At 63.1% G+C, this 25,453-nt stretch carries 21 protein-coding genes and 1 pseudogene; 11 read left to right on the top strand and 11 right to left on the bottom strand.

Annotated features, from left to right (window positions below; translation table 11 throughout):
- Positions 1 to 77 precede the first annotated feature (77 nt).
- A complete protein-coding gene (locus BQ8482_RS34860; protein ID WP_123151691.1) occupies positions 78 to 1,424 on the top strand; it encodes an FAD-binding oxidoreductase in 1,347 nt (448 codons plus the stop codon).
- A 406-nt stretch (positions 1,425 to 1,830) separates the two neighbouring features.
- Here BQ8482_RS34860 and BQ8482_RS34855 read toward each other — a convergent pair.
- Positions 1,831 to 1,956: pseudogene (locus tag BQ8482_RS34855) on the bottom strand (helix-turn-helix domain-containing protein); the annotation flags it as partial.
- A 99-nt stretch (positions 1,957 to 2,055) separates the two neighbouring features.
- On the opposite strand from BQ8482_RS34855, the gene BQ8482_RS34850 reads away from it, so the two are divergent.
- Positions 2,056 to 2,871: an aldo/keto reductase gene (locus tag BQ8482_RS34850; protein ID WP_244603109.1), complete on the top strand. Its 816-nt coding sequence runs from the start codon at positions 2,056 to 2,058 to the stop codon at positions 2,869 to 2,871.
- Between the two features lie 51 nt (positions 2,872 to 2,922).
- On the top strand, positions 2,923 to 4,131 hold the full coding sequence (locus tag BQ8482_RS34845) for an ABC transporter substrate-binding protein (RefSeq protein WP_123151690.1): 1,209 nt from the start codon (positions 2,923 to 2,925) through the stop codon (positions 4,129 to 4,131).
- A gap of 929 nt (positions 4,132 to 5,060) precedes the next feature.
- Here BQ8482_RS34845 and BQ8482_RS34830 read toward each other — a convergent pair.
- The 9 genes from BQ8482_RS34830 to BQ8482_RS34790 form a co-directional block, all read right to left on the bottom strand.
- Positions 5,061 to 6,512: an FAD-binding oxidoreductase gene (locus BQ8482_RS34830; RefSeq protein WP_123151688.1), complete on the bottom strand. Its 1,452-nt coding sequence runs from the start codon at positions 6,510 to 6,512 to the stop codon at positions 5,061 to 5,063.
- Positions 6,509 to 7,450 (bottom strand): alpha/beta fold hydrolase, encoded by a 942-nt coding sequence (locus BQ8482_RS34825; RefSeq protein WP_123151687.1) that lies wholly within the window; start codon positions 7,448 to 7,450, stop codon positions 6,509 to 6,511. Before BQ8482_RS34825 ends, BQ8482_RS34830 begins: the two co-directional genes overlap by 4 nt.
- A 137-nt stretch (positions 7,451 to 7,587) precedes the next feature.
- Positions 7,588 to 9,219 carry a LuxR C-terminal-related transcriptional regulator gene (locus BQ8482_RS40230; RefSeq protein ID WP_280178898.1) on the bottom strand — a complete coding sequence of 544 codons (1,632 nt, stop codon included), beginning with the start codon at positions 9,217 to 9,219 and terminating at the stop codon, positions 7,588 to 7,590.
- Between the two features lie 352 nt (positions 9,220 to 9,571).
- Complete coding sequence (gndA, locus tag BQ8482_RS34815) at positions 9,572 to 10,999, bottom strand: NADP-dependent phosphogluconate dehydrogenase (RefSeq protein ID WP_123151685.1); 1,428 nt, start codon at positions 10,997 to 10,999, stop codon at positions 9,572 to 9,574.
- Positions 11,000 to 11,159: 160 nt separating this feature from the next.
- Positions 11,160 to 12,782 (bottom strand): copper resistance CopC/CopD family protein, encoded by a 1,623-nt coding sequence (locus BQ8482_RS34810; RefSeq protein ID WP_123151782.1) that lies wholly within the window; start codon positions 12,780 to 12,782, stop codon positions 11,160 to 11,162.
- A 50-nt stretch (positions 12,783 to 12,832) separates the two neighbouring features.
- Positions 12,833 to 13,351 carry a YcnI family copper-binding membrane protein gene (locus BQ8482_RS34805; protein ID WP_123151684.1) on the bottom strand — a complete coding sequence of 173 codons (519 nt, stop codon included), beginning with the start codon at positions 13,349 to 13,351 and terminating at the stop codon, positions 12,833 to 12,835.
- 39 nt (positions 13,352 to 13,390) lie between these two features.
- On the bottom strand, positions 13,391 to 13,930 hold the full coding sequence (locus tag BQ8482_RS34800) for a copper chaperone PCu(A)C (protein WP_123151683.1): 540 nt from the start codon (positions 13,928 to 13,930) through the stop codon (positions 13,391 to 13,393).
- Between the two features lie 104 nt (positions 13,931 to 14,034).
- Positions 14,035 to 14,391 carry a DUF2946 family protein gene (locus BQ8482_RS34795; protein ID WP_123151682.1) on the bottom strand — a complete coding sequence of 119 codons (357 nt, stop codon included), beginning with the start codon at positions 14,389 to 14,391 and terminating at the stop codon, positions 14,035 to 14,037.
- A 95-nt stretch (positions 14,392 to 14,486) separates the two neighbouring features.
- Positions 14,487 to 15,407 (bottom strand): GntR family transcriptional regulator, encoded by a 921-nt coding sequence (locus BQ8482_RS34790; protein ID WP_123151681.1) that lies wholly within the window; start codon positions 15,405 to 15,407, stop codon positions 14,487 to 14,489.
- A 271-nt stretch (positions 15,408 to 15,678) separates the two neighbouring features.
- On the opposite strand from BQ8482_RS34790, the gene BQ8482_RS34785 reads away from it, so the two are divergent.
- From BQ8482_RS34785 to BQ8482_RS34760, 6 genes are all read left to right on the top strand, one after another.
- Entirely contained in the window at positions 15,679 to 17,184 is a 1,506-nt protein-coding gene (locus BQ8482_RS34785) for a UxaA family hydrolase (protein WP_123151680.1), read from the top strand.
- A 62-nt stretch (positions 17,185 to 17,246) separates the two neighbouring features.
- Complete coding sequence (locus BQ8482_RS34780; RefSeq protein WP_123151679.1) at positions 17,247 to 18,245, top strand: aldo/keto reductase; 999 nt, start codon at positions 17,247 to 17,249, stop codon at positions 18,243 to 18,245.
- A gap of 333 nt (positions 18,246 to 18,578) precedes the next feature.
- Positions 18,579 to 19,574, top strand: coding sequence for an ABC transporter substrate-binding protein (locus BQ8482_RS34775; protein WP_027153111.1), 996 nt, complete (start codon positions 18,579 to 18,581; stop codon positions 19,572 to 19,574).
- Between the two features lie 88 nt (positions 19,575 to 19,662).
- Positions 19,663 to 21,216: a sugar ABC transporter ATP-binding protein gene (locus tag BQ8482_RS34770; RefSeq protein WP_123151678.1), complete on the top strand. Its 1,554-nt coding sequence runs from the start codon at positions 19,663 to 19,665 to the stop codon at positions 21,214 to 21,216.
- On the top strand, positions 21,213 to 22,178 hold the full coding sequence (locus BQ8482_RS34765) for an ABC transporter permease (RefSeq protein ID WP_123151677.1): 966 nt from the start codon (positions 21,213 to 21,215) through the stop codon (positions 22,176 to 22,178). Before BQ8482_RS34770 ends, BQ8482_RS34765 begins: the two co-directional genes overlap by 4 nt.
- Positions 22,179 to 22,243: 65 nt before the next feature.
- Complete coding sequence (locus BQ8482_RS34760) at positions 22,244 to 23,260, top strand: zinc-binding alcohol dehydrogenase family protein (protein WP_123151781.1); 1,017 nt, start codon at positions 22,244 to 22,246, stop codon at positions 23,258 to 23,260.
- Between the two features lie 250 nt (positions 23,261 to 23,510).
- On the opposite strand, the gene phnF is transcribed toward BQ8482_RS34760, so the two are convergent.
- Positions 23,511 to 24,260: a phosphonate metabolism transcriptional regulator PhnF gene (phnF, locus tag BQ8482_RS34755; protein ID WP_123151780.1), complete on the bottom strand. Its 750-nt coding sequence runs from the start codon at positions 24,258 to 24,260 to the stop codon at positions 23,511 to 23,513.
- A gap of 117 nt (positions 24,261 to 24,377) precedes the next feature.
- On the opposite strand from phnF, the gene phnG reads away from it, so the two are divergent.
- Both phnG and phnH read left to right on the top strand, forming a co-directional pair.
- Positions 24,378 to 24,842 (top strand): phosphonate C-P lyase system protein PhnG, encoded by a 465-nt coding sequence (gene phnG / locus BQ8482_RS34750; RefSeq protein ID WP_123151779.1) that lies wholly within the window; start codon positions 24,378 to 24,380, stop codon positions 24,840 to 24,842.
- Positions 24,842 to 25,453 (top strand): phosphonate C-P lyase system protein PhnH, encoded by a 612-nt coding sequence (phnH, locus tag BQ8482_RS34745; protein ID WP_123151676.1) that lies wholly within the window; start codon positions 24,842 to 24,844, stop codon positions 25,451 to 25,453. The genes phnG and phnH overlap by 1 nt, the downstream gene beginning before the upstream one ends.

Here is a 25,453-nt window from a genome sequence, read left to right as displayed (position 1 = left end):
GGAGCTAACTGCAACGATTGCGCGTAGGATGCGCTGCGGTGATAGGTTCGGCGGTCGCTTGCGACGAGGGGGCTCATATGTCCGACTTGCTATTGAAGCAACTCGCCTTGATTGGGTGTCGCGGACCTGTGATCACGCCCGGCAGCACGGATTATGATCGAGCCCGGCAGGTATGGAACGGTGTCGCCGATCGCTGGCCGGCCGCGGTATTGCGTGCGGCGGATGTCGATGACGTGCGGAAGGCGATCGACGTAGCGGCCAATTGCAATGCGGTCCTGGCGATCCGAGGCGGTGGACACAGCCTGCCCGGCCTTTCGACGTGCGACGGCGGACTTTTGCTCGATCTCTCGCAGCTCAATTCTGGCCGGCTGGACATCTCCGCCGGAACCGTGGAAGCCGGCGGCGGCGCGCTTCTTCGCGATCTGGATGGAGCGACGGTTCCAAGCGGGTTCGTGGTTCCGGCGGGTGTCGTTTCTCACACGGGCGTTGCCGGTCTCACCCTTGGCGGTGGCATGGGCCGCGTCAGCCGCGCCTACGGGCTGACGATCGACAGCTTGATCGGGGTCGAGATCGTGACGGCCGACGGCAGCGTGAACTGGATCGATGCGGCAATCGATCCGGAGCTTTTTTGGGGCATCCGCGGTGGCGGTGGGAATTTCGGTGTCATAACCCGCTTTAGGTTCCGGCTGCATCAGCTTGGTCCGGTGGCTGTCGGCCATTGGATGTACCCGATGGCCGACGCGCAACGCGCAATCACCGGCCTGGGCGATTTGGCTCGTCAACGCCCGCGAGAGTTCTCCGTCGCTTTTACACTCACGCGAGGAGGCTTGAGCGTGACTGCCGTGTGGGTGGGCGACAGCAGGCTGGCGGATCAGATGCTCTCGCCGTTCGGCGACCTTGCAGGTGTCGGTGAAGGAGAGATGGGCGCCATGCCGTTTCTTCACCTGCAAAGTCGCAACGACGCTCATTTCGCCTGGTCACGCCGGTACTACGCGAAAGGTGGTTTCTGGTCGGATATCACCGGTGACGTAGTGGATGCCATGCTGCAGCAGATTGCCTCAGCACCAACCATGGATTGCGAGTTCTACATAACGCAGCTTGGAGGTGCCGTTGCGGACGTGCGGGAAGAAGACACCGCTTATTCCGGAAGGCAGGCTGGCTATTACTGGATTGCCGAGCCCGTATGGGACGATCCGGCAGACGACGAGCGTTGCATCGAATGGGGCAGATCCGCAGCCGGGCGCTTGGCCGATCGGTCCATAGCCGCCAACTATGTCAACGAGCAATCCGATACTGCCATTGCTTCGGGTGCCTACGGAGCCGTCAAGTATGATCGGCTCAGACACCTGAAAACTCGGCTCGATCCCTCCAACCTCTTCCGCCTCAATCAGAATATCTTGCCGTTCGCGGCCACGCCGCAGTGATCTACTTTCTTACAAGGTCCAAGCCCGCCAAATTGGGCACGCATAGGCCGGCTCGGCCTGCCGAGACCGGCTGCGCGCTTTAGGCTGACCCTACACGGGCTTAAGCCGGACCGTCGCAATCTTGCGGCCATCAAGTGGAAGCGTGGGTGACGGAAGGCACGGAGCGGCGCTGCAATCGCAAACCATTCTGCATCGGGGTGTCTTGCGAAATAAATACTCCCAGCGCGACAGTACCAGCGAGGTGCTAGCGCGGGCCGTCCATATGGCGCAAGGGCCGCCTGAGCCGCTGCAGCAGCCGCGTCCGCTTTTGGTGAATGGACTGGACGGCAGGAATGACTGCCATGGGCGCAGAGCAGCCCGGTTTGGGGCCGAGAGTGGATCGACAGGTGTGGTCCTAAGTTAGTTATTCCATCCTACGAATCGCCTGACTCACCGCCGAGCGGGTGACCCCCAGCCGTTCGGCAGCGCCGCGGAAGCTTTTTGCTTCTGCGACTGCGAGAAAGACGGAAACGAGGTTCAGATCGACAGCCATTGGTTAGCACGGTTTACCAAGCTGGTTATCATTGAGCAAATTGTTTCGCCCGTCACCGGGCCCTATCTGTATCTCCGAACATACCCGGGGTTACGGATTATGACTTCTCTCGATACTTACCGTTTGCTCGGACGCTCCGGGCTACGTGTGTCCCCGATCTCGCTTGGTACGATGACCTTTGGTGAGGACTGGGTGTGGGGCGCCGATGAAAACGAGGCGCGCCGGATCTTCGATCTTTACGTCGACAGGGGCGGCAACTTCGTCGACACATCCGTGAACTACACCGACGGCGCCTCGGAGCGCATCCTCGGGCGTTTCATCAAGGAGAGGCGCGAGCGGATCGTCCTCGCAACAAAATTCACCATGGCCCGCCATCCGGGCGATCCGAACTCAGGCGGCAATCACCGGCTGAACATGGTGCGCCCGCTGGAGCAGAGCCTGCGGCAGCTCGATACCGACCACATCGATTTGTTCTACCTTCACGGCTGGGATCTGACGACGCAGCCTGATGAGGTGATGCGCGGGCTTGATGATCCACCGAATCCGCCGAGGCTAGTATATCGTCAACTCGGAAGGGCGTCATCGCCTCGTCCGGTCACCTCACCGAGCATTCGATCGAGATTGCAGAGGTTGTTCGCGCCATCGCGCAGGACCTCGGAGCGACACCATCGCAGGTGGCGATCGCATGGCTACTCGCAAAAGCCGGCGGTCATCTCGCCCGTCATGGGCGCGCGTACATTCGCCCAGGCTGAGGACAACCTCGCCGCTATCGACGTCGCGCTATCGCCCAAATATCTCGATCGACTCGACAGGGCGAGTGCTCCGGATCCGATCTTCCCCAGCCGCTTCGTCCGCCGCCCGATGGTTCAGCAACTCATCTTCGGTGGCGCATCGGTTGCCCGCTATGAACGATGAGAGACATTACAAGACACGAGTGAACGAACACTCACGGCGAGGAAAACAAACATGAACCGAAGGCAAACCATCAAAGCAACTGCCGCGGCAGCGATCACAGCAATGCTTCCGCAATCATCATGGGCACAAGAAAAGCGTGCGGAAATGCCTGACACCGCCATCAAAATCGGCTTCTGCACGGACCTCACCGGCCCTTACCAAGGGGTTGACGGCCCCGCCGGCGCAGAGGCCATCCGAATGGCTATCGAAGACATGGGGGGGACCGTTGCCGGCCGACGTGTTGAACTGCTTCTCGGCGATCACCGCAACGATCCGCAGATCGCCGCCGAAATTGCTCGGAAATGGCATGCAGACGACGGTGTCGATATGGTGATCAGCGGCGTCAACTCGGACACCAGTCTGGCGATGACAGCGGTCGCAGCCCGCCATGGCAAGCCGATCTTTGTCGTTGGCGCCGGCACATCGGTTCAGACGCGAGAACGCGCAGCACCTTCCATTATTCAGTACGCATACAGCACTGTCGCGCTTGCTACCGTTCCAGGGCTTGGACTGACACGCCAAGGACTGAAACGGTGGTTCTACGTCACCGCCGATTATCCATTCGGACGGGAACTTCAGGCGCATGGCACCTCCGCAGTCGAGGCTGCGGGTGGAACGATCGTCGGCTCGGTCAGGAATCCTCACGGTGAGGATGACTTCACGCCGTACCTTGCGGCGGCGCGCGACAGCCACGCAGAGGTTCTGGGTCTTGCCAACGGCCATGCCGAACTGCTGAAAGCGATGGCGGCGATGGAGAAAATGAACCTGACCCATCAGATGGAGTTGGTCGGTCTCCTCACCTTCATCGACGACATCCACGAAATGGGCCTTGAAGCGGCGCAAGGGCTGTACCTGGCGGACAGCTGGTTCTGGACACGCGATGCTGAATCGCGGGGCTGGGCCGAGCGCTTCTTCGCGCGACAGCAACGCATGCCCTCTTCACTTCAGGCCGCCGACTATTCGGCCGCGCTTCAATACCTCAAAGCCATCGCAGCGACGAACAGCACCGATCCCGACGTCGTCCTCGCGCATCTTCGCAGCACCACCTTTGACGATATGTATGTCAGGAATGGCCGACTGCGCGAAGACGGGACGATGCTGCACGACATGTACCTGCTTCGCGTCAAAGCGCCCAGGCAGTCGAGAGGCGAATGGGATTACTACGAGCCGATCGCGACGATAGCAGGTGAAGAGGCCTTCCCTCTGAGCGACGGCAGCTGAAGCCGACCACCTGCTCGTTCCCCGATTTCGACGATCGAAGAACCATCGCCATGAAGGAGTAAGTATGATGAATTCACCACCGTCTCGCGCGACCCTGTTGGCACTCACGGTGCTGGTCGGCGCCACTCTGTCGTCGAATGCGGCGATAGCCTCTCGAGGCCAACGTCGAGACCCGCAACAAGCAAGTCGTCACCGAGGCGTTCGGTCGCTGGGCGGCCGGTGGAACGACGTTCTTCACCGACATTCTTGCTCTGGACGTCAACTGGACGATCGAGGGCTCCGGCCCGAGCGCGGGCCTCTTTCAAGGTCGCGATCAATCCATGAGCGCGCCGTTCGTCCGTTTGCAACCCGGCTTTCCAAGCCTGCCAGGCCGGTCAGCACACGCGTTTGGGCGGATGGCGACCATGTGATCGTCAACTGGGAGGGCGTCGGGCTCGCGCGAGATGGCGAAGCTTGCACCAACAGTTACGCCTGGATCTTTTCGCATGCGTGAAGGAAGGAATGTCGGCTATCGAGTAGCAAAATGGGTTGATGAAGGTCGGCCTGGGTGAAGGTTTTTCGATGCGGGCCGTGGCACGAGGGTTGGGGCTGGATCGACATCGGCCCGCGTTGAAAAACCTTCACCCTATCGGCCGTTCAGTCGCACCACATCGAAGGTCCGGATTGGTGGTGACGAGCCGTCATTCACTCCAGCCGCTTGAGGGATACGTTTGTATCGCTTTGCGTTGGGAGAGGACATTCGCACTGGACTTCTGCATCCTCAATCGCCGAAGATCTCAGGAAGCGCGCGCGGACGTGGAACCGGTTGCGGAAATCGTCCATCAGCCGTGCTCCGGACATGCTCGAATGAACGCGAGCGACCAGCGGGCCCGTGCCCGCCTCAATGAAATAGACCTCGATCTTTGTTCGACGCCGTGGTTCGCTTTCGCTCACGCATTCCCGGCTCGGGTTCGAGGCGCGATGTTCCGGTTTGAGCGAAACACGTTGTCCGGGTCGTACTTCTTCTTGACCTCGACGAGACGGTCGAAGTTGGCGCCGTACGTCGCCCAGATGCGCTCCTCGTCCTCGTCGGCGGTCTGGAAATTGATGTAGTTGCCGCCGGTTGAGAAGGGTCGGATCCGTTTCCATGCGTCGCGGACCCATTGCGGGAACGTGTCCGCCTCGGGTTCTTCCGGCTTCCAGATGCCGATCACGCCGCAGGCATAGCGGGCGTCCCGGTTCCCGACGGCCCCGTCGTCCCCGTCGTGCTCGTTGAGGGCTCCACCGAGGTGGAGGATTCCGAGCTGCGCTTCCGGGATGGGACACGCGGCGGCCAAGTCCCGCCAGGTCGACAGGAGGCCGTCGCTCAGCTCGGCGGCATACTCGGTCTTCCAGTAGTAGTGGTTGCCCTTCGGCTCTGCCGCGTCGAGGTAGGACTGCACTTGCGTATAGGGCTGCTCCTGAAGCAGATCCACGACGGGGTCGGACAACGCCCGCATGGGTGCGAACACCTCGTCGACGTTGCCCAGGTCGCCACTGTAACAGACGACCAACGCGCAGATCCGCTCCCCGTGCCACTGCTCTGGCACAAAGGGCGCCGCCGGGGCACGGAGGAGGTTCAGCCACACGGCCAATTCCCGGGGCGCCTCGGTGGTGATCCTTCTGTAGGCTCGGAGGATCTCTTCGGCCCGGTCGAAGGGCCACGCGATGAGTCCGCCGTAGACGGTCGGGCCGACTTCGTGCAGGTGGAAGGTGAACCGGGTGACAACGCCGAGGTTGGCACCGGCGCCACGGATCGCCCAGAACAGGTCGGCATTCTCCTGGCGGTTGGCGGTGCGGATCTCGCCGTCCGCAGTGACGATCTCGACCTCCTCGAGGTTGTCGACCGTCCAACCGAACCGACGCGTCAGGTATCCCAAGCCGCCGCCGAGGGTCAAGCCGCTGACGCCAACCTCGGATATGAAGCCGAGCACAGTTGCCAGCCCGTGCTTCTGTGTCGCGCGGTCGACGTCCTTGAGCAGACACCCGGGCCCGACGTGCGCGAGCTTGGCATTGGGTATGACTGTGACGTCGCGCATGCGGGTCATATCGAGCGCCAAGCCGCGCTCGGTGATCGAAGTTCCGCCGATGTTGTGGCCTCCGCCCTTCACGCTGAGGAGCAGCCGGTGGTCACGTGCGAATCCCACGGCCGCGGCGACGTCGTGGGCCGAAGTCGGTTGGAGCACGAGCGCCGGGACCTTCGCCACCATGCCGTTCCAGATCAGTACAGCATCATCCCAGCCCCCATCGCCGGGGCGCAGCAGCGGCCCCTCGAGGCGCGCCTCCAATTCGTCGAGCTGCTTTGAGGTCAGGTTGACGCGCCCACCCTCGAGACCAGCGATGTCGATGGCGCTCATGTTCATGTGACGTTTCCCCGTCCCGTCGAAGTTTCGAGCGCCTCGCGCAACGCCCGCAGAAAAGCTTCGGGCTGCTCGATGGGAGGATCGTCGGCGGCGTTCTCGATCACATGTAGCGGCCATCCGTAGCGGGTGCTCGCTGACTCGGCGATCGCCAGTTGCGTCGCGAGGTCGTGCCTGCCCCAGATCAGATTCGTGGGAACCGTGATCCGCATGAGGTCCGCTGGCGGGATCGCGGGCATCCCGAACTGCGTCATGAGGCTGTGCTGCGCCGCGTGCAAGTTCGTCGCGCGGGCCCGATCGAGGTTGTACGCCTTCAACCACTCCCAGCTCTCACCCATCCGATCACGCATGCGGTCCAGATCGAAGGCGCATTGGCGCCAGAGCGTGTCGTGCGTCTCCTCGGTCGGCCCCGCCATGAAGTCGGTCAAGGCGAGCTCGAACTCCGGCGTCGGCTGGAATGACCCCAGGCCGAGCGTGTCGACAAGAACGAGCCGGCTGAGTCGGTCGCTCCGGTGGCTGGCGAAGCGCGCTGCTATGGCGCCGCCAAGAATTTGCCCCACCAGCGTCGGCGATATCGGGCAGGTTCGCTCGATCAGTTCGCCGAGCCACGCGAGTACGCGATCGGTGCTCAGCGGGCCGTCAGGTACATCAGTCGTTCCGTGACCCGGCAAGTCGGGGGCAACCACGCGATGTGTCGTCACCAGGTCCGGGATGACCCGCATCCACTTGGCCGCGTGCTCTCCCGGTCCATGCAGCAGGATGATTGGCTGGCCGTCTCCGCCTTCCAGCACGGCGGTCGGAATGCCAGCCAGTTCCAGCCGTCGCTCGGTGACAGGCATCTCCGCCAGCAGCCGTTCACGAGCCTGCCTGCCGACAAACCGGCGACCGCGATGCCCTTCTGCTGGCTCCTGAGCGGCCATCCGCGCTTGTATCTCGGACATGGCGTCCTCCTGCTCGCATCTACGGTGTTGATCCGCAAATCGACGTTAGGACGGATCGCCACAGCGCCGCTTCGGCAAAATCACCCAATTTGCGCCAACCGCCGCATGGGTAGTTTCGCCCAGTATGGCCGATCGATTCAGATCAGCTTGTGCTCGTATGCGTAGGCCGTCGCGGCCGCCCGCGAAGGAAGGGTGAGCTTGGTGAAGATGTTGCTTACGTGCCTGTCGACTGTCCGCTGGCTCAAGAACAGCTCGGCGGCGATGACCTTGTTCGTCCTGCCGGTGGCAATTAGCCGAAGGACCTGCAACTCACGCGGCGTCAGTCCGTGGGGATGAGCGGACAGTGGACCCTTTCTAAGCGATTCAAGCCGGGCGAGATCCGGCACGGCTCCCAACTGTTCGAACACGGCGCAGGCCGCATCCAGTTCCAAACTTGCTCCTTCCTCGTCCGCCAGAGCGCGGCAGGCCAGCCCCACCAGCAAACGCGTGCGTGCGGCCATGTACGGCGCCTTGACTTGTTCCCACCCCTGCAAAGCTCGGCGCAGCGAGCCCAGCGCAGCCTGAGCGTCGCCTTCGGCCAGTTCCACAGCGCCTTGGGCGTGGGCAGCAATCGCACCAAGAAGGCCCGTGTCGAAGCGATCAGTTATTTCCTTTAGTGTCTGGCAGGCAGCGTGAGCAACCTCGATTTCGCCCGCATCCAACATGATGTCGACACAGGCGGGCAAGAGCCTTGCCAGCTGCAATGGGTCGGTAGTAGCACTGACGACGCGTCGGATCGCTCCCGCCGCAATCTCAACGCGTCCTTGCGCCATCCGTAACAAGGCCAAGCCAGGCTGCGGTTCCCAGCCCCAACGGCTCGCGCTCCGGTATGCCTCCTCGGCCGCTGTAAAGTCGCCCTGGAGTCGGTGTATCTCCGCTAATTGATAGAAGGCCGAGGCGGGGCGCTGAGGATCGATGCCCTTTTCGAAACGCTCGCAGCCGCGGCGCGCCTCTACGAGCGCTTCCGGCCAGGCGCCGTGCAGCTGCATGATTTCCGCGCGATGCACCAGGCACTTGCCAGTAAAGCTGACCATCTCGGGTTGTGCCTCGCACCACCGCGCAAGGGCGGTCGTCCATTCGCGGGCACGGTCCACCGCGTATACCTGCTGACAGCCGTCGATCACGCTGCAATAGATCAAACCCGTGACCAGCGGCGACAGCTCTCCAGCTGTGACCGCGAGCATGGCCTCGTCTAGCAGCCTGAGCCCCTGCTCGACCTGCCCCTGTTGCATCAGAACCAAGCCCTGCAGGTGGCGGGCGCAGGCGATCAGGTCTGCCTCTCCGAAGCGATCGCCGATCTCGGCGGCATTGCCCGCGGCGGCATACGCGGCCTCCCATTCCCCGGCGTCGATATGCTGCTGCACCACCGGCAACAGCAGGTAGCCCGCTTCAACGCAATCGCGCTCCTCGCATTCGATAAGCCGCTTGGCACGGGCGAGCCATCCGGTCGCGCGGCCCGTCTCTCCTCTAAAGAGCAGGCGCAAACCCAGCCAGAAGGCGCAGCGAACCGCGCGCACACTTTCGCCCGCATCCAGATAGATGTGGTAGGCACGGTCAAGCGCTCTCAGATAGTCGTCATCCCGAGCGATCATATACGCCGACATCGCCAGCAGCTCGAGATCCTCGACGGCCAGCGGAACCACTTTATCGGCGAGCGAGAGTGCTTGGTAGGCTTCGGCCCAGGCATGCCGTTTGTAGGACTTGCGGCCTCGTTCGAGTTCCCTCGCCACATCCGCGACAGACCACCTCTTTTGGCGCATATCAAAACCGCCAATCTGCTTCGCTCCATTTCTGCGGGGAGTTTAGCAGATCGGCGCCGGCGACCAACCGCGCTTCGAAACGACGACGAGTTCGGTACTGGAGCAGCCAAATCGATTCACAATTGAAATTCGGGTAAGAGTCGGTTCGCCTGGTAGTACGCCTGGCGGAGAACGAACGACCGCTTTGCATCATCGGCACCGGGCGTTCACAGATGTCGCCTCACACGGCCGCTGTTGGCGCAACCGCGACCTCCAAATGTTTCCTGTCAATGTCTGCTTACAGGAAGTGGCAAAGCTAGCCCAAACGGCCGAGATGAAGGCGCTAGCCTGCCGCTCCGCTCCCCCAAGGGCCATGGAAAGCGCCCGGCCCGTCGATGCGTTCGAAGCCGTGGGCGCCGAAGAAATCGCGTTGCGCCTGGATCAGGTTCGAGGTGCCGCGGCCCTGGCGGTAGCTGTCGAAATAAGCAAGCGCCGACGACATCGCCGGCACCGGCGAGCCGGATTCCGACGCCCTTGCCACGATGCGCCGGAGCGATGGATGCGCCTCCTGCATCATCGCGATGAAGGCCGGTGCCATCAAAAGATTGGTGGCCGCCCCGCCGGTGCCGAAGGCTTCCGCCATCGTGTCCAGCAATTGCGAGCGGATGATGCAGCCGGCCCGCCAGATCTTGGCGATGGTCGGCATCGGCAGGTTCCAGTTGAACTCCTTCGACGCGCCGTTCATCACCGCAAAGCCTTGCGCATAGGCTGATATCTTGCCGGCGAACAGCGCCAGTTCGAGATCGCCAAGAAGCGCGTCCTTGTCTCCGGAAATCTTGGTCACACCGTCATTGCCATAGGCCTTTTCAGCGGCCAGGCGCTCGTCCTTGATCGACGAAAGGACGCGCGCCGCCACCGCGGCCTCGATCGCGGTGGCCGGAATGCCGAGTTGCTGCGCCTCGATCACCGACCATTTGCCGGTGCCCTTCTGGCCGGCGCGGTCGAGGATGATATCGACCACCGGCTTGCCCGTCTTCGGATCGTCGGCGGCCAGCACCTTGGCGGTGATCTCGATCAGATAGGAGTTGAGCCGGCCCTTGTTCCAGCCGGCAAACACCTGTGCGATCTCCCTCGGCCCCATGCTTAAGCCGTCGCGCAAAATGCCGTAGATCTCGGCGATCATCTGCATGTCGGCATATTCGATGCCGTTGTGGATGGTCTTGACGAAATGCCCGGCACCATCGGTGCCAAGCCATGCCGCGCAGGGCTCATCCCTGAACTTGGCCGAAATGGCGGTCAGCACCTTTTCGACGCGTTTCCAGGACTGTTCCGTGCCGCCGACCATGATCGACGGTCCATGGCGCGCGCCCTCCTCGCCGCCGGACACGCCCATGCCGATGAAGGTGAGACCCGAATCGGAAAGCTCGGAGAAGCGCCGCATCGTGTCGCGGAAATTGGCGTTGCCGGCATCGATGACGATGTCGTTGGCCGACAGCACGCCGCGCAGTGCCGCGATCTGCTCGTCGACCGGCTTGCCGGCCAGCACCATGATGATGATCGGCCGCGGCGGCCGGATGGCGGCGGCGAGTTCCTCCAGGCTGTAGCAGGGCACGACCATATCCCTGAGAGCCCCGGCATTCTCGACAAAGGCGTCGGTGCGTGCCGCGGTGCGGTTGAAAACGGCTATGCGGTGCCCCTTCTCGGCGATGTTGAGCGCCAGGTTGGAGCCCATCGTGCCAAGGCCGATCAGGCCGATTTCGGCTTTTTCCATCGTTTTCTTCCCTGCTTTCGGATCTTTTGCTAGGCCGCGATTTTGCGGCGATGACCATTCTTGTCGGGATGCCCGTTCTTGCCGAAATGAATGACGGGCCTTCAAGGCCGCGTCAACCGCCTCGCCGAATTGTGGTTCGCAGACTGCCGGCTGGGCCTCATCATCTGATATCGATCGGCGCCTCTATCTTCACCACCTCGAAATCCGAGACGAGAATATCGAGCCGGGCCGTCCAGCGGCCGGGAACCGGGACGACGAGACCGTCGACGCGCCAGGTGCCGTCGCCGCGCTTTGTCGCTGCGCGCTTGATCGGCTCGATGCCGGAGTCGGGTTTTGACAGCACCAGCGTCACCTGGCTTGCGTCGAGCGGGCCAAAATCGCCGGTCATGATGACGATCGACGCCGCAACCGGCCCAACATGGCCGGGTGTGATGCTGAGGTCGGCCATCGCCTTGGGCGTGTGTATATGCACCGATGCCGGCTGCGCCGCAGCGATCGCCAGGGCGCGTGGCGGCGGCGTGAAGCGCCAGCCGGCGGCAACGCCAAAAATCGCCAGAACGATCAGCATCTCAATGCCGATCGAGCGGACCAGCCTCGTCTGTACTTCCGTCTCTCCCGCTTCCGCCGGACCGGTCAGCTTCCAGCGGTTGATGGCGGCCAGAGTGAACAGAAACAACAGCAGCGCCAGCTTGACCAGCAGCAGCCGGCCATAGGCGGTTTCGAGCAAAGCTGCGGGCGCCTGCACCTGGATGACAGCCAGCACGAAGCCGGTGGCCGCAAGCACGGCCACGACAAGCAGGATCGCCTGGGAAAACCGATTCAGGAAAGGCGCGGCCTCGGCCGGCTTCCGCCTCATGGCGAGACCGAGCGGCGCCAGCGCCCCGGCCCAGAATGCAATGCCGGCGCCGTGCAGAAACACCATCGGCCGTGTCAGCCATTGCGGTTCGGCGGCACTTGCATGCCCGCTGGCGGCAAGGGCGGCGCCGACGCCGGCCAAGCCGGCAAGGGCAAACAGTTTTGCACCGCCGCGCGGTCCGACCAGCGACAGCAGGCCCAGCCCGAGCGCCACCAGCGCGACCAGCACCGTCCGGCCGAAGCTGGTGGCGAGCCCGGCCTGCCAGACGCCTGGCTGCGCTAGCCGCGCGAGCGGTACCCCGAGCGCGTCCAGCCCCTGCAAGCCGAGCGACAACGGCGCCGCGACGAGGCCGCACAGGATCGCGGCGATGACGAAGCGGCGGCCGGAACGCCCGCCTTGCGCCAGCCAGGCGATGGCAAAGGCGCCGCCGACGCCGAGAAACAGGCCGACATAGAGAAAAACCTTGCCGATCCAGATCGCCGGCCTCAGACCCCGGTCGACAGCTTCGGAGACGGCCGGCGCCGCACTCGGCGCGCCGATGGAAAACAGCACCGAGCCGCCGACCGGATGGCCATCGGCGGAGATCACCCGCCAGCTCAGCACATGCGTGCCGGATCCGAGCCTTTGCGGATTGTCGATGTCGAGCGCGTGGCCATCGAGCCGAAACGACGTCAGCGGAACCGGCGTTCCATCAGGCCGCACCAAGCTCAGCATCAGCGGTGACACCGGCTCGCTGAAGGTCAGCGAGAACTGCGCCGGGCCCTGCGCCAGCACGGCGCCGTCCGTCGGTTCGGTTGTGACCAGCGCCGCGTGGGCGAAGGCCTGACCTGGCGCGGCAATGGCGGCAAATAGCACGATCGCAGCCAGCAGGCAGATCGCAGGTCGGCCGGCTGTGCAGACCGTTCGCAGCAGGGATGCAGCACTCATGTCACAAAAACAGCGGCGCGCTCTTTCGAACAAGGCGCGCCGCCAAAAAATCATTGCTTCGGCGCAAGCTTGAGGCCGGGCGCCGGATATTCCAGCGCGTCCTCATCCTGGCCGGCCGCTGGAATCTCGATCCAGCGTTCGGCGGCGCCGTCGCATTCCTGCACCACCGGGAAGTAGAGCGTTTGGCCTGCCGGCAGATCCGCTGCCAGTGTCCCGCGGAAGACGAATTCGTCGTAGAACTCGTCCGGCAGGCTGCCGCCGCTCCAGTTGACTTCCTTGACGCCGCTGGACACCTCTTGACCATGGAGCTGATAGGATTTCTCGTATCTGCCGTTCTTGACCTGCAGCGTCCAGCCGGCTTTCGGCATCGGCTTCACTGATATCACTCCCTCCGGGATCTGCACGCGCACGGCGGTCGTCGCCTTGCCTTCACAGCCATGCGGCACGCGCAGGACGGCCTTGTAGGTCGAACCGACCGCCGCCTCCTGCGCTTCCAGGGTAATGTGGGCAAAGGCAGCACTTGTCCCCAGGACGAAAAACGCGCCGGCCGACAGAAGATAACTGTTCATGATGGTTCCTCGAGTTTGAATTGTGCGGATCTGGCCGGATCAATTGGCATGGTCGTGCATGCCGCCCATTTCGCCCATGCCTTCGACGGCGAACTCGACGGTCACCGTGCCGGCCTTTTCGAAGGTCAGCGTGGCGGGAAACGTCTCGCCTTGCTTGGGCTGCTGCTTCAACCCGACGAACATCAGATGATAGCCGCCGGGAGCCAGCGCGACCCTGCCGCCGGCCGGGATTTCGAGGCCGCCGCTGACCGGCCGCATGGTCATGACGCCGTCCTTGACGCCCATTTCATGCAGTTCGGTCCTGTCCGACACATCGGAGGAGATCGACAGCAGCCGATCCGGCGAACTGCCGGTGTTGGTGACGGTAAAATAGCCGCCGGCCACTTTGGCGCCAGGCGGCGTGGCGCGCGACCAGGGATGCACGATCTCGAGGTCGCCGACCCTGAACTCATGCGCGAAAACGGCCTGGGCGCTGACGAACAGCAGCGCGAGGAGGAACACGGTGACGCCGAGTCGCTCCTCGAAGCTGCGCAGGAATCGGCTGATGCGGCCGAGCCGCGCGCGAAAAGTGTGAGACATGATAGCTCCAGGAACTGAGAAATCGCGCCGTCGGCCGGTCGCGAACAGTTTCGATGTTGAACGAATTCGCCCGCGAAAAATTCCGCAAGGCGAACTGGGACGGATCAGGCCGTCACCGGCGGCGCGCGCGGATTCGACGGAGAGCGGTCGCGGGCAAAGTCGAGATGCCTGAACGGCGGCAGCACAAAGGCGACGATTTCGACGGGAAAATTGCCGGGCAGCGTGGCGGCAGCGGGCGGCGGCGCGTAAACAGCCGAGGCCATGCCGCAGCCAAGCACACAGCAAGCCGGCATATGCTGCTGGTGTGGATCGCCGCCGGGAAGCTGGGCCGCGCCCTCCTGAGTGCAGATGACATTGCCGAAAGCGTCAAGTTGCGAAGCATTCGGCCCGATGCCAATGGCGAATGCGCCAAGCGCCGACTGGAGCACGAGCAAATAGGCCGCAGCGAACGCGGCCGGCATGCTCCATCGTCTCCGCCGGATATTCAAAGACCTGCCTCTTCACGCAGCAACGGCCAGATGTCTAGCACGGGCTCAGCAGGTGGAAAATCGCCAAATCACTGCTGCGGCAACGCGGCGCGATCGGGGCGCTGCTGGCCTTCCGGAATCGACGTCAGCAGCGTGTGCCGTGCCGACTTCAGATGCTTGCGGCAGGCGGCGTCGACCATGCTTAGATCGCGCGATTTGAGCGCTGCGATATAGGCCAGATGCTCCGCGACCGCCACTTCGTTGCGCTCGCGCTCCTGCGCCTTGTTCCACTGGTAGTGATAGTGGAAGATCATGGCGATGACGTCGTAGAAATCGACGATGAAGCGATTGTGCGACGCGCGATGGATCAGCCGGTGAAAGCGCTCGTCGAGCTCCGAGAATTCATTGAAGCGCGTGGCGATCTCGCGCGCCAGCAGGCGGTGCTCGTCTTCCAGCAGGTCGAGGTCGGCCCACACCGGGCTGTCTTCCGGCAGCGCGGCAAAGGCGTTAGCCGAGCGCAATTCGAACATCTCGCGGATTTCAGTCAATTCCAGAGCAAAAGCGCGGGTAAAACCTTTCAGCACCCAATGGCTGTTGCGGCGCTTCTCGATCAGCCCGAAGCGGGAAAAGCGGATCAGGAACTCGCGCACGCTGGTGGTGCCGACGCCGATCTCGCGCGCCAGTTCGAGCTCGTTGATCTGCATGCCGGGCTCGGCGCCGCCGGCAAGCAGCCGCCGCATGAAGGAGCGCTCGATGATCTGCGACAGCGTGTCGGTCTCTTCCTCGGGGAAAAAGTCGTCCGGCCGCGGCACGCGCAAAACCGTCTTGCTGCGCTTGTTCCAGGTGATCAGCCCCGTCTCTTCCATGCGCGCAAGGATGGTGCGGATCGTCGTGCGGCTGACGCCGAGCAGCGCGCCCAGCTCGGGCTCAGACGGCAGGCTTTTCGTTTCATCGAGCAGCCGCAGACCGCGATTGTAGGCGTCCTTATAGACGTTATTGCTCTTCGACATCCCTGCCCCATTGCGCGCCGGCGCTTGCGGCGGCCGGCTTGAAGCGCGATATTGACAAACGTCCCTAGCGCAGGCCCCCAAAAAGCCGAATTGCTCTTCAGAAGTCAGCCCTGATTCCGGTGCCCGGTCCTCTGCACATCCATAAGAATGCGCGGCGTCGTCACGAAAAAACAATTGACGCAAAACTGTTTTTTCACGATAAAAGACATTATCTTTTAACAGGCGCATGTCAATCCGCTTGCCCATCCCAGGAACACCCAGGAAACTGCCAGTGAACGCCGCAAACAGCATTCTTCTGTCTCCCGCCGACAATGTCGCGGTCGCCAATGGCCGCATCGAGATCGGCGCTGTGCTGCCGGGCGGTGCCGTCGCCACGGCGTTGATCGAACCCGGCCACAAGGTGGCGATCAAGCCGATCGCCGCCGGCGAGGCCGTGGTCAAATACGCTCAAGCGATCGGCCGCGCCACCCAGGACATCGCGCCCGGCGAGCATGTCCATTCGCACAATCTGGTATTCGAGTCCGGGCGTTTGCCGGTGGTGCCGCCGAGCGAAGCCGTGCACGCGACCGAGGCCGACCGCGCCCGCACCTTCATGGGCTACCGTCGCGCCGACGGCCGTGCCGGCACGCGCAACTTCATCGGCATTCTCGCCAGCGTCAATTGCTCGGCCACCGTTTGCCACGCCATCGCCGACGAGGCGAACCGCACGCTGCTTCCCAGATATCCGGGCATCGACGGCTTCGTTCCCATCGTCCACGGCCAGGGCTGCGGCATGAGCGCCACCGGCGACGGCATGATGGTGCTGCACCGCACGCTGGCCGGCTATGCCCGCCATCCGAATTTCGGCGGCGTGCTGATGGTCGGCCTCGGCTGCGAGGTCAACCAACTCACCCTCTATGGCCAGAAGGGCGTCGCCGCGGGGAAACGCCATTTCAACATCCAGGAAGCCGGCGGTTCGCGCAAATCGGTCGAAAAGGCGATGCTGGTGCTGGCCGAGATCGCCGAGGAGGTCGGTAAGCTTGAGCGTGAGCCGATCCCGGTCAGCGAGATCGTCGTCGGCCTGCAATGCGGCGGCTCGGACGGCATGTCCGGCATCACCGCCAATCCGGCACTGGGCGCCGCTGTCGATATCCTGGCCGGCGTCGGCGGCATCGGCATCCTCTCCGAGACAACGGAAATCTACGGCGCCGAGCATCTGCTGGCCTACCGTGCGGCGAGCCCGGAGATCGCCGCCAAGCTGGACGGCTATGTGAAGTGGTGGGAAGACCATGTCGCCAAGCACGGCGCTTCCATCGACAACAATCCGTCGCCCGGCAACAAGCGCGGCGGCCTGACCACCATTTTGGAGAAGTCGCTGGGCGCGGTCGCCAAGGGCGGCCAGACGCCGCTCAACGGTGTCTTCGGCTATGCCGAGAAGGTCACCGGGCACGGCTTGGTGTTCATGGACACGCCCGGCTACGACCCGGTCTCCGCCACCGGCCAGGTCGCGGGCGGCGCCAACGTCATCGTGTTCACCACTGGCCGCGGTTCCTGCTTCGGCTGCCGGCCGACACCGTCGATCAAGGTCGCCAGCAACTCGACCATGTACCACGTGATGGAAGAGGACATGGACGTGAATTGCGGCGTCATCGCCTCGGGCGAAAAGACCATCGCCGGCATGGGCCGCGAGATCTTCGAACTGATCGTCGAGACGGCTTCCGGCCGCAAGACCAAGAGTGAGGACTTCGGCTACGGCGACAACGAGTTCGTGCCCTGGCACCTCGGAGCGACCCTCTAGACCAGCCACTAACTGACTTAAGACATAGACGGGCCAGGCAAATGGCCGGTGGGAGGCTTTGCATGAAGAAACGCTGTGTCGGCAGCACCGCGCTGGAAATAACCGAGGTCAGCTTCGGCGGCGCGGCGGTCGGCGGCCTCTACCGAGCTTGCCCGCGCGAGGCGGCGATGCAGACGCTGCAGGTCGCCTGGGATGCCGACTTGCGCTATTTCGATACGGCGCCCTTCTACGGCTTCGGCCTCTCGGAACGCCGCTTCGGCGATTTCCTGCGCGACAAGCCGCGGGATTCCTACGTGCTGTCGACCAAGGTTGGGCGCCTGTTCCGGCCGGTGCCGGAAGATCAGATTCCGGACCATTCCTATGTCGATCCGCTGCCCTTTGCGCTCGACTATGACTATTCCTACGACGGCATCATGCGTTCGGTCGAGTTCAGCTATGCGCGGCTTGGCCTCAATCGAATCGACATCCTGTTCGTCCACGACATCGGCGTCTACACGCATGGCGTCGAGAAAACGAAGCTGCATTTCCGCCAGCTGATGGATGGCGGGCTGAAGGCGCTGGAAGAGCTGAAGTCGTCCAAGGTCATTTCCGCCTACGGCCTTGGCGTCAACGAGGTGCAGATCTGTCTCGATGTGCTGCGCCAGGCGCCGCTCGACTGCATCCTGCTTGCCAGCCGCTATTCGCTGCTCGACCGCACCGCCGAAGCCGAATTGCTGCCGCTTTGCCGGCAACGGCAAACCTCGCTGATCATCGGTGGCGTCTTCAATTCCGGCATCTTGGCGACCGGCCCGGTGCCGGGTGCGCATTTCGACTACCTGCCGGCCACCCAGAACATTCTCGACCGCGTCGGTGCTATGGAAAAAATCGCCGCCGAGGGCGGCTATCCGCTTGCCGCGGCGGCGTTCCAGTTCCCGCTGCACGAGCCTGTGGTGGCTTCTGTGCTGACGGGCACCGCCAAACCGGCCAATCTGGAACGAAATCTCCAACTGCTCGACATCCAAGTACCCGAAACAGAATTCGCCAAATATGATCCTTATACGGTCGTTCAGAAACTTGGCTGATGCGCTGCGGCCTCCGCTGGTTAACGGCGGACGGTGCGGTCAGGAGGCGTCATAATCGTACCCTCAAGAAAAGAATGAATATTCCATCTTGACTAGTTGTTGGAATTAATATTCCATTCCTTTTCGGAGAGGATCTGGAGGGTTTCCAATGAGGATCGGCACTCCCTTCCGGTCTAGCCATATGGAGACCGATACGAAACACCGCTTGCGTCGACCTAACCTATGCATTATCAAAATGCGGTAAATGTTTTTTATTGATAAAGTTCCGTTTGGCCAGCGCCTATCCAAACCGAGCTTCCGCACGTCCACCGGGCGACTTAGGGAGGAAGTCTAATGAAATTCGTGACCAGCATTCTCAACCGCCGCGCATTCGTGGCGCTCGCCGCCGCCTCGATGCTTGCCGGCGTGATGCATTCGGCGCCGGCTTCGGCGGCGGACGTAACCATTCCGATCATCGTCAAGGACACCACCTCTTTCTACTGGCAGATCGTCCTGGCCGGCGCGCGCAAGGCCGGCAAGGACCTCGGCGTCAACGTGCCGGAACTCGGCGCCCAGGCGGAGACCGACGTCAACGGCCAGATCTCGATCCTTGAAAACGCCGTCGCCGGCAACCCGGCTGCCGTGGTCATCGCACCGACCGAGGCCAAGGCGCTCGGCAAGCCGATCGACGAGGCAGCCACCAACGTCAAGATCATCGGCATCGACTCCGGCGCTGACTCCAAGGCCTTCACCTCGTTCCTGACCACAGACAATATTCAGGGCGGCCGCGTCGCCGCTGACGGGCTGGCGGCCGCGATCGGCGAAGCCAATGGCGGCAAAATCGAGGGCGACGTCGCCCTGATCACCGCGCTTCCGGGTGCAGGCTCGCTCGAGCAGCGCGCCCAGGGCTTCAAGGAACAGCTAGCCGCCAAATATCCGGGCCTCAAGCTCATTGCCGACAAATATGCCGACGGCCAGGCCACCACCGGCCTCAACATCGCGACCGACCTGATCACCGCCAACCCGAACCTCAAGGGCATCTTCGCCTCCAACCTGATCATGGCGCAGGGCGTCGGTCAGGCGATCGCCGAGAACAGCCTTGCCGGCAAGGTCGGGCTGATCGGCTTCGACAGCGACGAGAAGCTGGTCAAGTTCCTCAATGACGGCGTCATTTCCGGCCTCGTCGTCCAGGATCCGTACCGGATGGGTTATGACGGCATCAAGACGGCGCTCGCTGCCTCGAAGGGCGAGAAGGTCGAGGCCAATGTCGACACGGGCGCCAACCTTGTCACCAAGGCTAACATGAAAGATCCGAAGATCGACGCGCTGCTCAATCCGAAGCTCGACTGAGCATCGGCATTGGCGCACCGTTTCCGGGGCTTTTTGCCCCGGAAACCTACACTCGTGCCACTCGTGAGGCCGATCTGGGAGGATTGTCATGACGTCGACGGCGCAGGACCTGCATCCGGCCCCAAGGCTGGAACCGGGCAGGACGATCCTCGAACTCAAGGGACTGGAAAAGCAGTATCCCGGCACGCACGCGCTGAAGCCGATTAACCTTGCCTTCAAGTCCGGTGAAATCCACGCCATCGTCGGCGAGAACGGTGCCGGCAAATCCACCCTGATCAAGCTGCTGACCGGCGTCATGCCGCGCACCTCCGGCGACGTCATCTGGGAGGGCAAGCCCGCCGCATTGGCGACGCCGCATGAGGCGATGGCGCTCGGCATCAATGCCGTGCATCAGGAGGTCGTTCTGTGCCGCCATCTCACTGTCGCGGCCAACATGTTCCTCGGCGAGGAGGCTTCCCGCTTCGGCATCCTGCAGCAGCGGGCCATGGTCAGGGAAGCGCAGAAGATCATCGACGATCTCGGCTTCGATCTGCCGGCGCATGTCGTGCTGGGTGACCTGACCATAGGCCAGCAGCAGCTGATCGCCGCCGCCCGCGCCACCGTGCGCGGCACCAAGTTCCTGATCTTCGACGAGCCGACTGCCTATCTCACCCGGAAGGAAGCCGACCAGCTGTTCAAGCTGATCCGCCGGCTGAAGGGCGAAGGCGTCACCATCATCTACATCAGCCACCGCATGGAAGAGGTGTTCGAACTCGCCGACCGCGTCTCGGTGCTGCGCGACGGCACGCTTGTCGGCACCAGGAACATCGCCGAGACCAACGACGCCGAGCTGGTCAAGATGATGATCAACCGCTCGATCGAGCAAGTCTATCACAAGGAGCATTTTACCCTGGGCGCGACGCTCCTCGAAGCCAGAAATCTCTCCGGCAAGGGCTTCGAAAATATCTCGATGACGGTCCGTGCCGGCGAAATCGTCGGGCTCTACGGCCTGATCGGCGCCGGGCGCAGCGAGTTCGTCACCACGCTCTACGGCCGTCATCGCAGGTCGGCCGGCCAGATCCTCTGGGAGGGCAAGGCGGTTCAGGTCAACTCCGAGCATGACGCTATCAGGCTCGGCATGGCGCTGGCGCCGGAAAGCCGCCGCGACCAGGGCCTCTGCCTCAACCTGCCGGTCGGCCTCAATCTCAATCTGCCGATCTACAAGCGCATCTCCAGCAATCTGCTGATCTCCAGCGCACAGGAGAAGATCGAGGCCGATCGCCAGATCGCTAATCTCAGAATCAAGACGCCGACGCGCAACGCGCTCGCCTCCAGCCTGTCCGGCGGCAACCAGCAGAAGATCGTCATCGGCAAATGGCTGGCTCACGGCGCCAAGCTGTTCATCTTCGACGAGCCGACAGTTGGCGTCGATGTCGGCACCAAGGCAGAGATCTACCGCCTGTTCAGTGCGCTTTTGTCCAATGGCGCCGGCATCATCCTCATCTCGTCCTATCTGCCCGAGGTCTATGAACTGGCCGACACACTGCATGTGTTCCGGCGCGGCAAACTGGTGGCCACTCATGGTTTCCACACCGCCAACCATGAGGAGATCCTCACCCAAGCGCTGGCCGAGAAACAAGAAAACCCGGGAGGACAGATATGAGCACCGAGGCGATACCGGCCGAAAGGCCGAAACGCAACTACAACGCCCTGTTCGGGCTGACACTGCTGGCGCTGCTGGTATTGTTGTGGGTCATCCTGTCGGTGGCGACGCCGAGCTTCGCCTCCGCCAACAACATCTCGAACCTGCTGCGGCAAGGTTCGATGATCGCCATCCTGGCGGTCGGCCAGACCTTCGTCATCATCACCGGAGGTATCGACCTTTCCGTCGGCGCCGTCGTTGGCTTCGCAACCGTCATCGTGGCAATGCTGATCAATGCCGGCGTGCCGATTTTCCTCGCCATCCTGATCACCTTGCTGGTCGGCGTCGCCATCGGTCTGTTCCACGGTTTCGGCATCGTCAAGATGGGCCTGCCGCCCTTCATCATCACGCTGGCGACATTGACCTCGCTGCGCGGCATCGGCCTGTTGATGACCAACGGCAACTCGATCTCGATCAACAATGACGCCTTCCAACTGTTTTCGCGCAGCTCGTTTCTCGGCGTCCCCAATCTGTTCTGGATGGTGATCCTCGTCGGCATCCCGGCGTATGTCTTCCTGCATCACAGCCGCTGGGGCCGGTATCTGTTCTCGGTCGGCTCCAACGCCGAGGCATCGCGTCTGTCCGGTGTCAACGTCCAGCGTACCATCTACATGGCCTATACGCTGTCGGGCCTCTGTGCGGCTTTTGTCGGCGTGCTGCTTGCCTCGCGCATCGGCATCGGCAATCCGACACAGGCCGAGGGCTGGGAGTTGCAGGCGATCGCCTCGTCGGTGATCGGCGGCACCTCATTGTTCGGCGCCGTCGGCTCGGTGCACGGACCGCTGCTCGGCGCCTTCATCCTCGCCACCATCAACAACGGCGCCAATCTCTTGAACGTCAATGCCTTCTGGCAGCGCATCATTACCGGCGTGCTGATCATCGTCATCGTCTATTTCGACGGCCTGCGCCGCCGCGGCAAGTAGACCATCTTAACAACCGCCGGCCCGGCGATCGGGCCGGCGGTGCCATGAACCGACTGGATCAAAACATGAAAGCCGTCATCTGCCGTTCGCCCGGCAATCTTGTTGTGGAAGACCGCCCGGCGCCGGGCACACCACCGCCGGGCTGGGCGCTGGTCGCGGTCAGTCATGTCGGCATCTGCGGCACCGACTATCACATCTTCGAGGGCAAGCATCCATTCCTCGCCTATCCCCGCATCATGGGTCACGAGGTCTCCGGCACTGTGATCGAGGCTGGCGAAGGCGTCGATCTGGCCCTCGGCGACCCGGTCATCATCAACCCGTATCTCGCTTGCGGAAAATGCATCGCCTGCCGCCAAGGCAAGCCGAATTGCTGCGTCAGGATCGAGGTGCTCGGCGTCCACCGCGACGGCGCCATGTGCGAGCGGATCCTGGTGCCGGCGCAAAATCTCTATCCGGCAAACGGCCTGTCGCTGGCTGATGCCGCCGCCGTCGAATTCCTGGCGATCGGGGCGCACGCCGTGCGGCGCTCGCTAACAGATCCCGGCGCGCACACGCTGGTCATCGGCGCCGGGCCGATCGGCCTCGGCACGGCGCTGTTCGCCCGCATCGGCGGTCTCGACGTGACGCTGCTCGACATGAGTGCGGAAAGACTGGGTTTTGCCGCAAGTGAACTCGGCTTCGCCACGCTCGACGGTTCACGGCAGTCTGCGACCGATCTGGTGAAGGAGGCGACCGGCGGCGAAGGTTTTGACGTGATTTTCGATGCCACCGGCAACACCCAGTCCGTCCGTTCGGCCTTCGCCCATGTCGCGCATGGCGGGACGCTGGTCCTGGTCAGCGTCGTCAAGGACGACATCATCTTTTCCGATCCTGAATTCCACAAGCGCGAGATGACGCTCATCGGCAGCCGCAACGCGCTGCGCGCCGATTTCGACCATGTCGCCGCTTCGATCCGCAACGGCGCGGTGCCGCTGGCAAAGCTCGTCACCCATCGCACGACGCTTTTGGACACACCGCGCGACCTCGCCCGCTGGGCGCATGAGAAATCCGGTCTGATCAAGGCCGTCATCCAGGTCGGATGAAACCGGAACGCCCTAAAGCGAGATGCGTCAAAACAGGGCATCCGGTTTGTTTTTGTTCCACTTGGCTACAAAGATGCACCAAGGTCTGTTGAGATTCGGGTCAGGCCGAGTCGGAGTCGAAGACGGGCGCGAAGCGACCAAACAGGTGGGTTCCGAGAACCGGAACGCAGCGTACTTTTTGGGTACGTGAGTACCGGAAGCGCAGGTATCAGCCATTTGCAGGCCGGCCTCACCTGAATATCAGCACACCTTAAAGCGCCGATATCTTGAGCTCGACCCGCTCAGCCGGGAACCGCGTTTCGGCGAACTGGATCGGCTCGCCGTCCGGGCTAACGTTGACGGCGACCGTGACCAACACGATGGCGCCGGGCTGCAGATCGAGATCGGCAAGGTCGGCGGCGTCCGCGTGGCGGGCCGACAACACCGTCGATTGTCTGAGATAGTCACCGATGCCGAAACGCTGGAATGAGGCGGTCACCGATCCGGTTTCGGCCATGGCGGCATCGATGCCGGCGAAGCGAGCCGCGTCGAACCAGCCGGTGGCACGCGAGACCGGTTGCCCATCGGCTTCGCCGCGCGTCTCGAGGCGAATTACATTCGAACCCTTGGCAAGCCCCAGCCCTTCGGCGACGCGCCGGCTGGCCGGCTCGACCGCCGATTCGAGCAGCACGCTGCGGCGCTCCGACGCCTGCCCTTGCAAGCCCTCCGAAAAACGGGTGCGCGCGCCGATCGGATAGGACAGGCGCTTGCGCGACAGCACAAAAGTGCCACGCCCCTGCTCGGCCCTGAGTACGCCCTCCTGCACCAGTGCGGCGATGGCGCTGCGCACCGTATGGCGGTTGACGCCATAGCGCTCGGCCAGTGCAACTTCCGGTGGCAACGCAGCATTCTCGGCAAAGTCGCCGACGGCGATCGAACGCAGGATCTGGTCGGCGATCTGCCGCCACAGCGAGACGCCGCTGCGCCGCTCCAAGCTGTTGGCCATTTGCTGACCGATCATCTCTTTGCCCCGATCTTTGTCATCCATCCGTCATGGACACGCACTAGAAAATAAGTATTATTTGTATAATTGTCTACATCATTATACAAATTTTGCGGCGAGAAAGGAATGGCGGCCATGCGAGGACAGGAAGCGCGCGATCAGCAGCTTGAGCGCAAGGCCGTCATGGAGACGCTGGCGCAATCGACCGGCGACGATATCGTCCGCCTCTGGAACGAAGCCGGCCTGCCTTCGGAAGCAGAACTCCTGCGCGGTCCCGAAACCGGCCTGGTCACCGTGCGTGGCCGCATCGGCGGCGGCGGCGCGCCGTTCAACGTCGGCGAGGCGACGGTCACCCGCGCGACGGTGCGGCTTGCCTCAGGAGAAGTCGGCCACTGCTACGCACTCGGCCGTGACAAGCAGAAAGCAAAACTGGCGGCGATCGCCGACGCGCTCTGGCAGGATCCCACCCGCCGCAACGAGGTCGAGACCAAACTCATTGCGCCGCTGCAGGCCGCGCTGGCCAGCGGACGTGAGCGGCGGCGCGCCGAGACGGCGGCAACGAAGGTCGATTTCTTCACCATGGTACGCGGAGAAGACTGATGGACATCGCGACGCAAGCGATCGAGGGCGGTTTTGCCGATCCGGTGTTCGACGCCCAGACGGTGTTCCGCGCCGTGATGGATGCGATGGCGCGGCCGGGCACCCTGCAGCCCCTGCCGGTCTTTGCCCGCCCGCCGGCGCCGCTGTCGGCCACCGCGGGCGCCATCGCGCTGGCGCTGTGCGACAACGACACGCCGCTCTGGCTCGATCTCGTTTTGCAGGCCCCGGCAGCGATAAAATCCTGGCTTGGCTTCCACTCCGGCGCGCCACTGGCCCACACGCCAGCCGATGCGCATTTCGCGCTGATCGCCACGCCGGGCGAGATGATGGCGCTCGACGGCTTTTCACAAGGCACACAGGACTATCCCGACCGCTCGACGACGCTGATCCTGCAGGTGAGCAATCTCGTCTCAGGCGCCCCGCTGCTGCTCGAAGGTCCTGGCATCGAAAGAACCGCGACAATCGCGCCAGCGCAGATGCCGCGCCACTTCGTCGAACAATGGAAGCAGAACAATCAGCGTTTTCCCCGTGGTGTCGACATTATCCTCGCCACCCCGGAAGGCGTTGCCTGCCTGCCGCGCACGACACGCATCAAGACGATGGAGGCGTGA

Origin of the sequence: Mesorhizobium delmotii (genome assembly GCF_900149755.1) — a bacterium.
In the GTDB taxonomy this organism is placed as follows: Bacteria; Pseudomonadota; Alphaproteobacteria; order Rhizobiales; family Rhizobiaceae; genus Mesorhizobium; species Mesorhizobium delmotii.
Note: the sequence above shows the minus strand (reverse complement) of the source record. Positions and strands in the feature narration are given on the sequence as shown.

Excerpts from the sequence above, each read along its gene's own strand:
- BQ8482_RS34860 (WP_123151691.1), top strand. The coding sequence starts at position 78 with ATGTCCGACTTGCTATTGAAGCAACTCGCCTTGATTGGGTGTCGCGGA.
- BQ8482_RS34850 (WP_244603109.1), top strand. The coding sequence starts at position 2,056 with ATGACTTCTCTCGATACTTACCGTTTGCTCGGACGCTCCGGGCTACGT.
- BQ8482_RS34845 (WP_123151690.1), top strand. The coding sequence starts at position 2,923 with ATGAACCGAAGGCAAACCATCAAAGCAACTGCCGCGGCAGCGATCACA.
- BQ8482_RS34830 (WP_123151688.1), bottom strand. The coding sequence starts at position 6,512 with ATGAACATGAGCGCCATCGACATCGCTGGTCTCGAGGGTGGGCGCGTC.
- BQ8482_RS34825 (WP_123151687.1), bottom strand. The coding sequence starts at position 7,450 with ATGTCCGAGATACAAGCGCGGATGGCCGCTCAGGAGCCAGCAGAAGGG.
- gndA (WP_123151685.1), bottom strand. The coding sequence starts at position 10,999 with ATGGAAAAAGCCGAAATCGGCCTGATCGGCCTTGGCACGATGGGCTCC.
- BQ8482_RS34810 (WP_123151782.1), bottom strand. The coding sequence starts at position 12,782 with ATGAGTGCTGCATCCCTGCTGCGAACGGTCTGCACAGCCGGCCGACCT.
- BQ8482_RS34805 (WP_123151684.1), bottom strand. The coding sequence starts at position 13,351 with ATGAACAGTTATCTTCTGTCGGCCGGCGCGTTTTTCGTCCTGGGGACA.
- BQ8482_RS34800 (WP_123151683.1), bottom strand. The coding sequence starts at position 13,930 with ATGTCTCACACTTTTCGCGCGCGGCTCGGCCGCATCAGCCGATTCCTG.
- BQ8482_RS34795 (WP_123151682.1), bottom strand. The coding sequence starts at position 14,391 with ATGCCGGCCGCGTTCGCTGCGGCCTATTTGCTCGTGCTCCAGTCGGCG.
- BQ8482_RS34790 (WP_123151681.1), bottom strand. The coding sequence starts at position 15,407 with ATGTCGAAGAGCAATAACGTCTATAAGGACGCCTACAATCGCGGTCTG.
- BQ8482_RS34780 (WP_123151679.1), top strand. The coding sequence starts at position 17,247 with ATGAAGAAACGCTGTGTCGGCAGCACCGCGCTGGAAATAACCGAGGTC.
- BQ8482_RS34775 (WP_027153111.1), top strand. The coding sequence starts at position 18,579 with ATGAAATTCGTGACCAGCATTCTCAACCGCCGCGCATTCGTGGCGCTC.
- BQ8482_RS34770 (WP_123151678.1), top strand. The coding sequence starts at position 19,663 with ATGACGTCGACGGCGCAGGACCTGCATCCGGCCCCAAGGCTGGAACCG.
- BQ8482_RS34765 (WP_123151677.1), top strand. The coding sequence starts at position 21,213 with ATGAGCACCGAGGCGATACCGGCCGAAAGGCCGAAACGCAACTACAAC.
- BQ8482_RS34760 (WP_123151781.1), top strand. The coding sequence starts at position 22,244 with ATGAAAGCCGTCATCTGCCGTTCGCCCGGCAATCTTGTTGTGGAAGAC.
- phnF (WP_123151780.1), bottom strand. The coding sequence starts at position 24,260 with ATGATCGGTCAGCAAATGGCCAACAGCTTGGAGCGGCGCAGCGGCGTC.
- phnG (WP_123151779.1), top strand. The coding sequence starts at position 24,378 with ATGCGAGGACAGGAAGCGCGCGATCAGCAGCTTGAGCGCAAGGCCGTC.
- phnH (WP_123151676.1), top strand. The coding sequence starts at position 24,842 with ATGGACATCGCGACGCAAGCGATCGAGGGCGGTTTTGCCGATCCGGTG.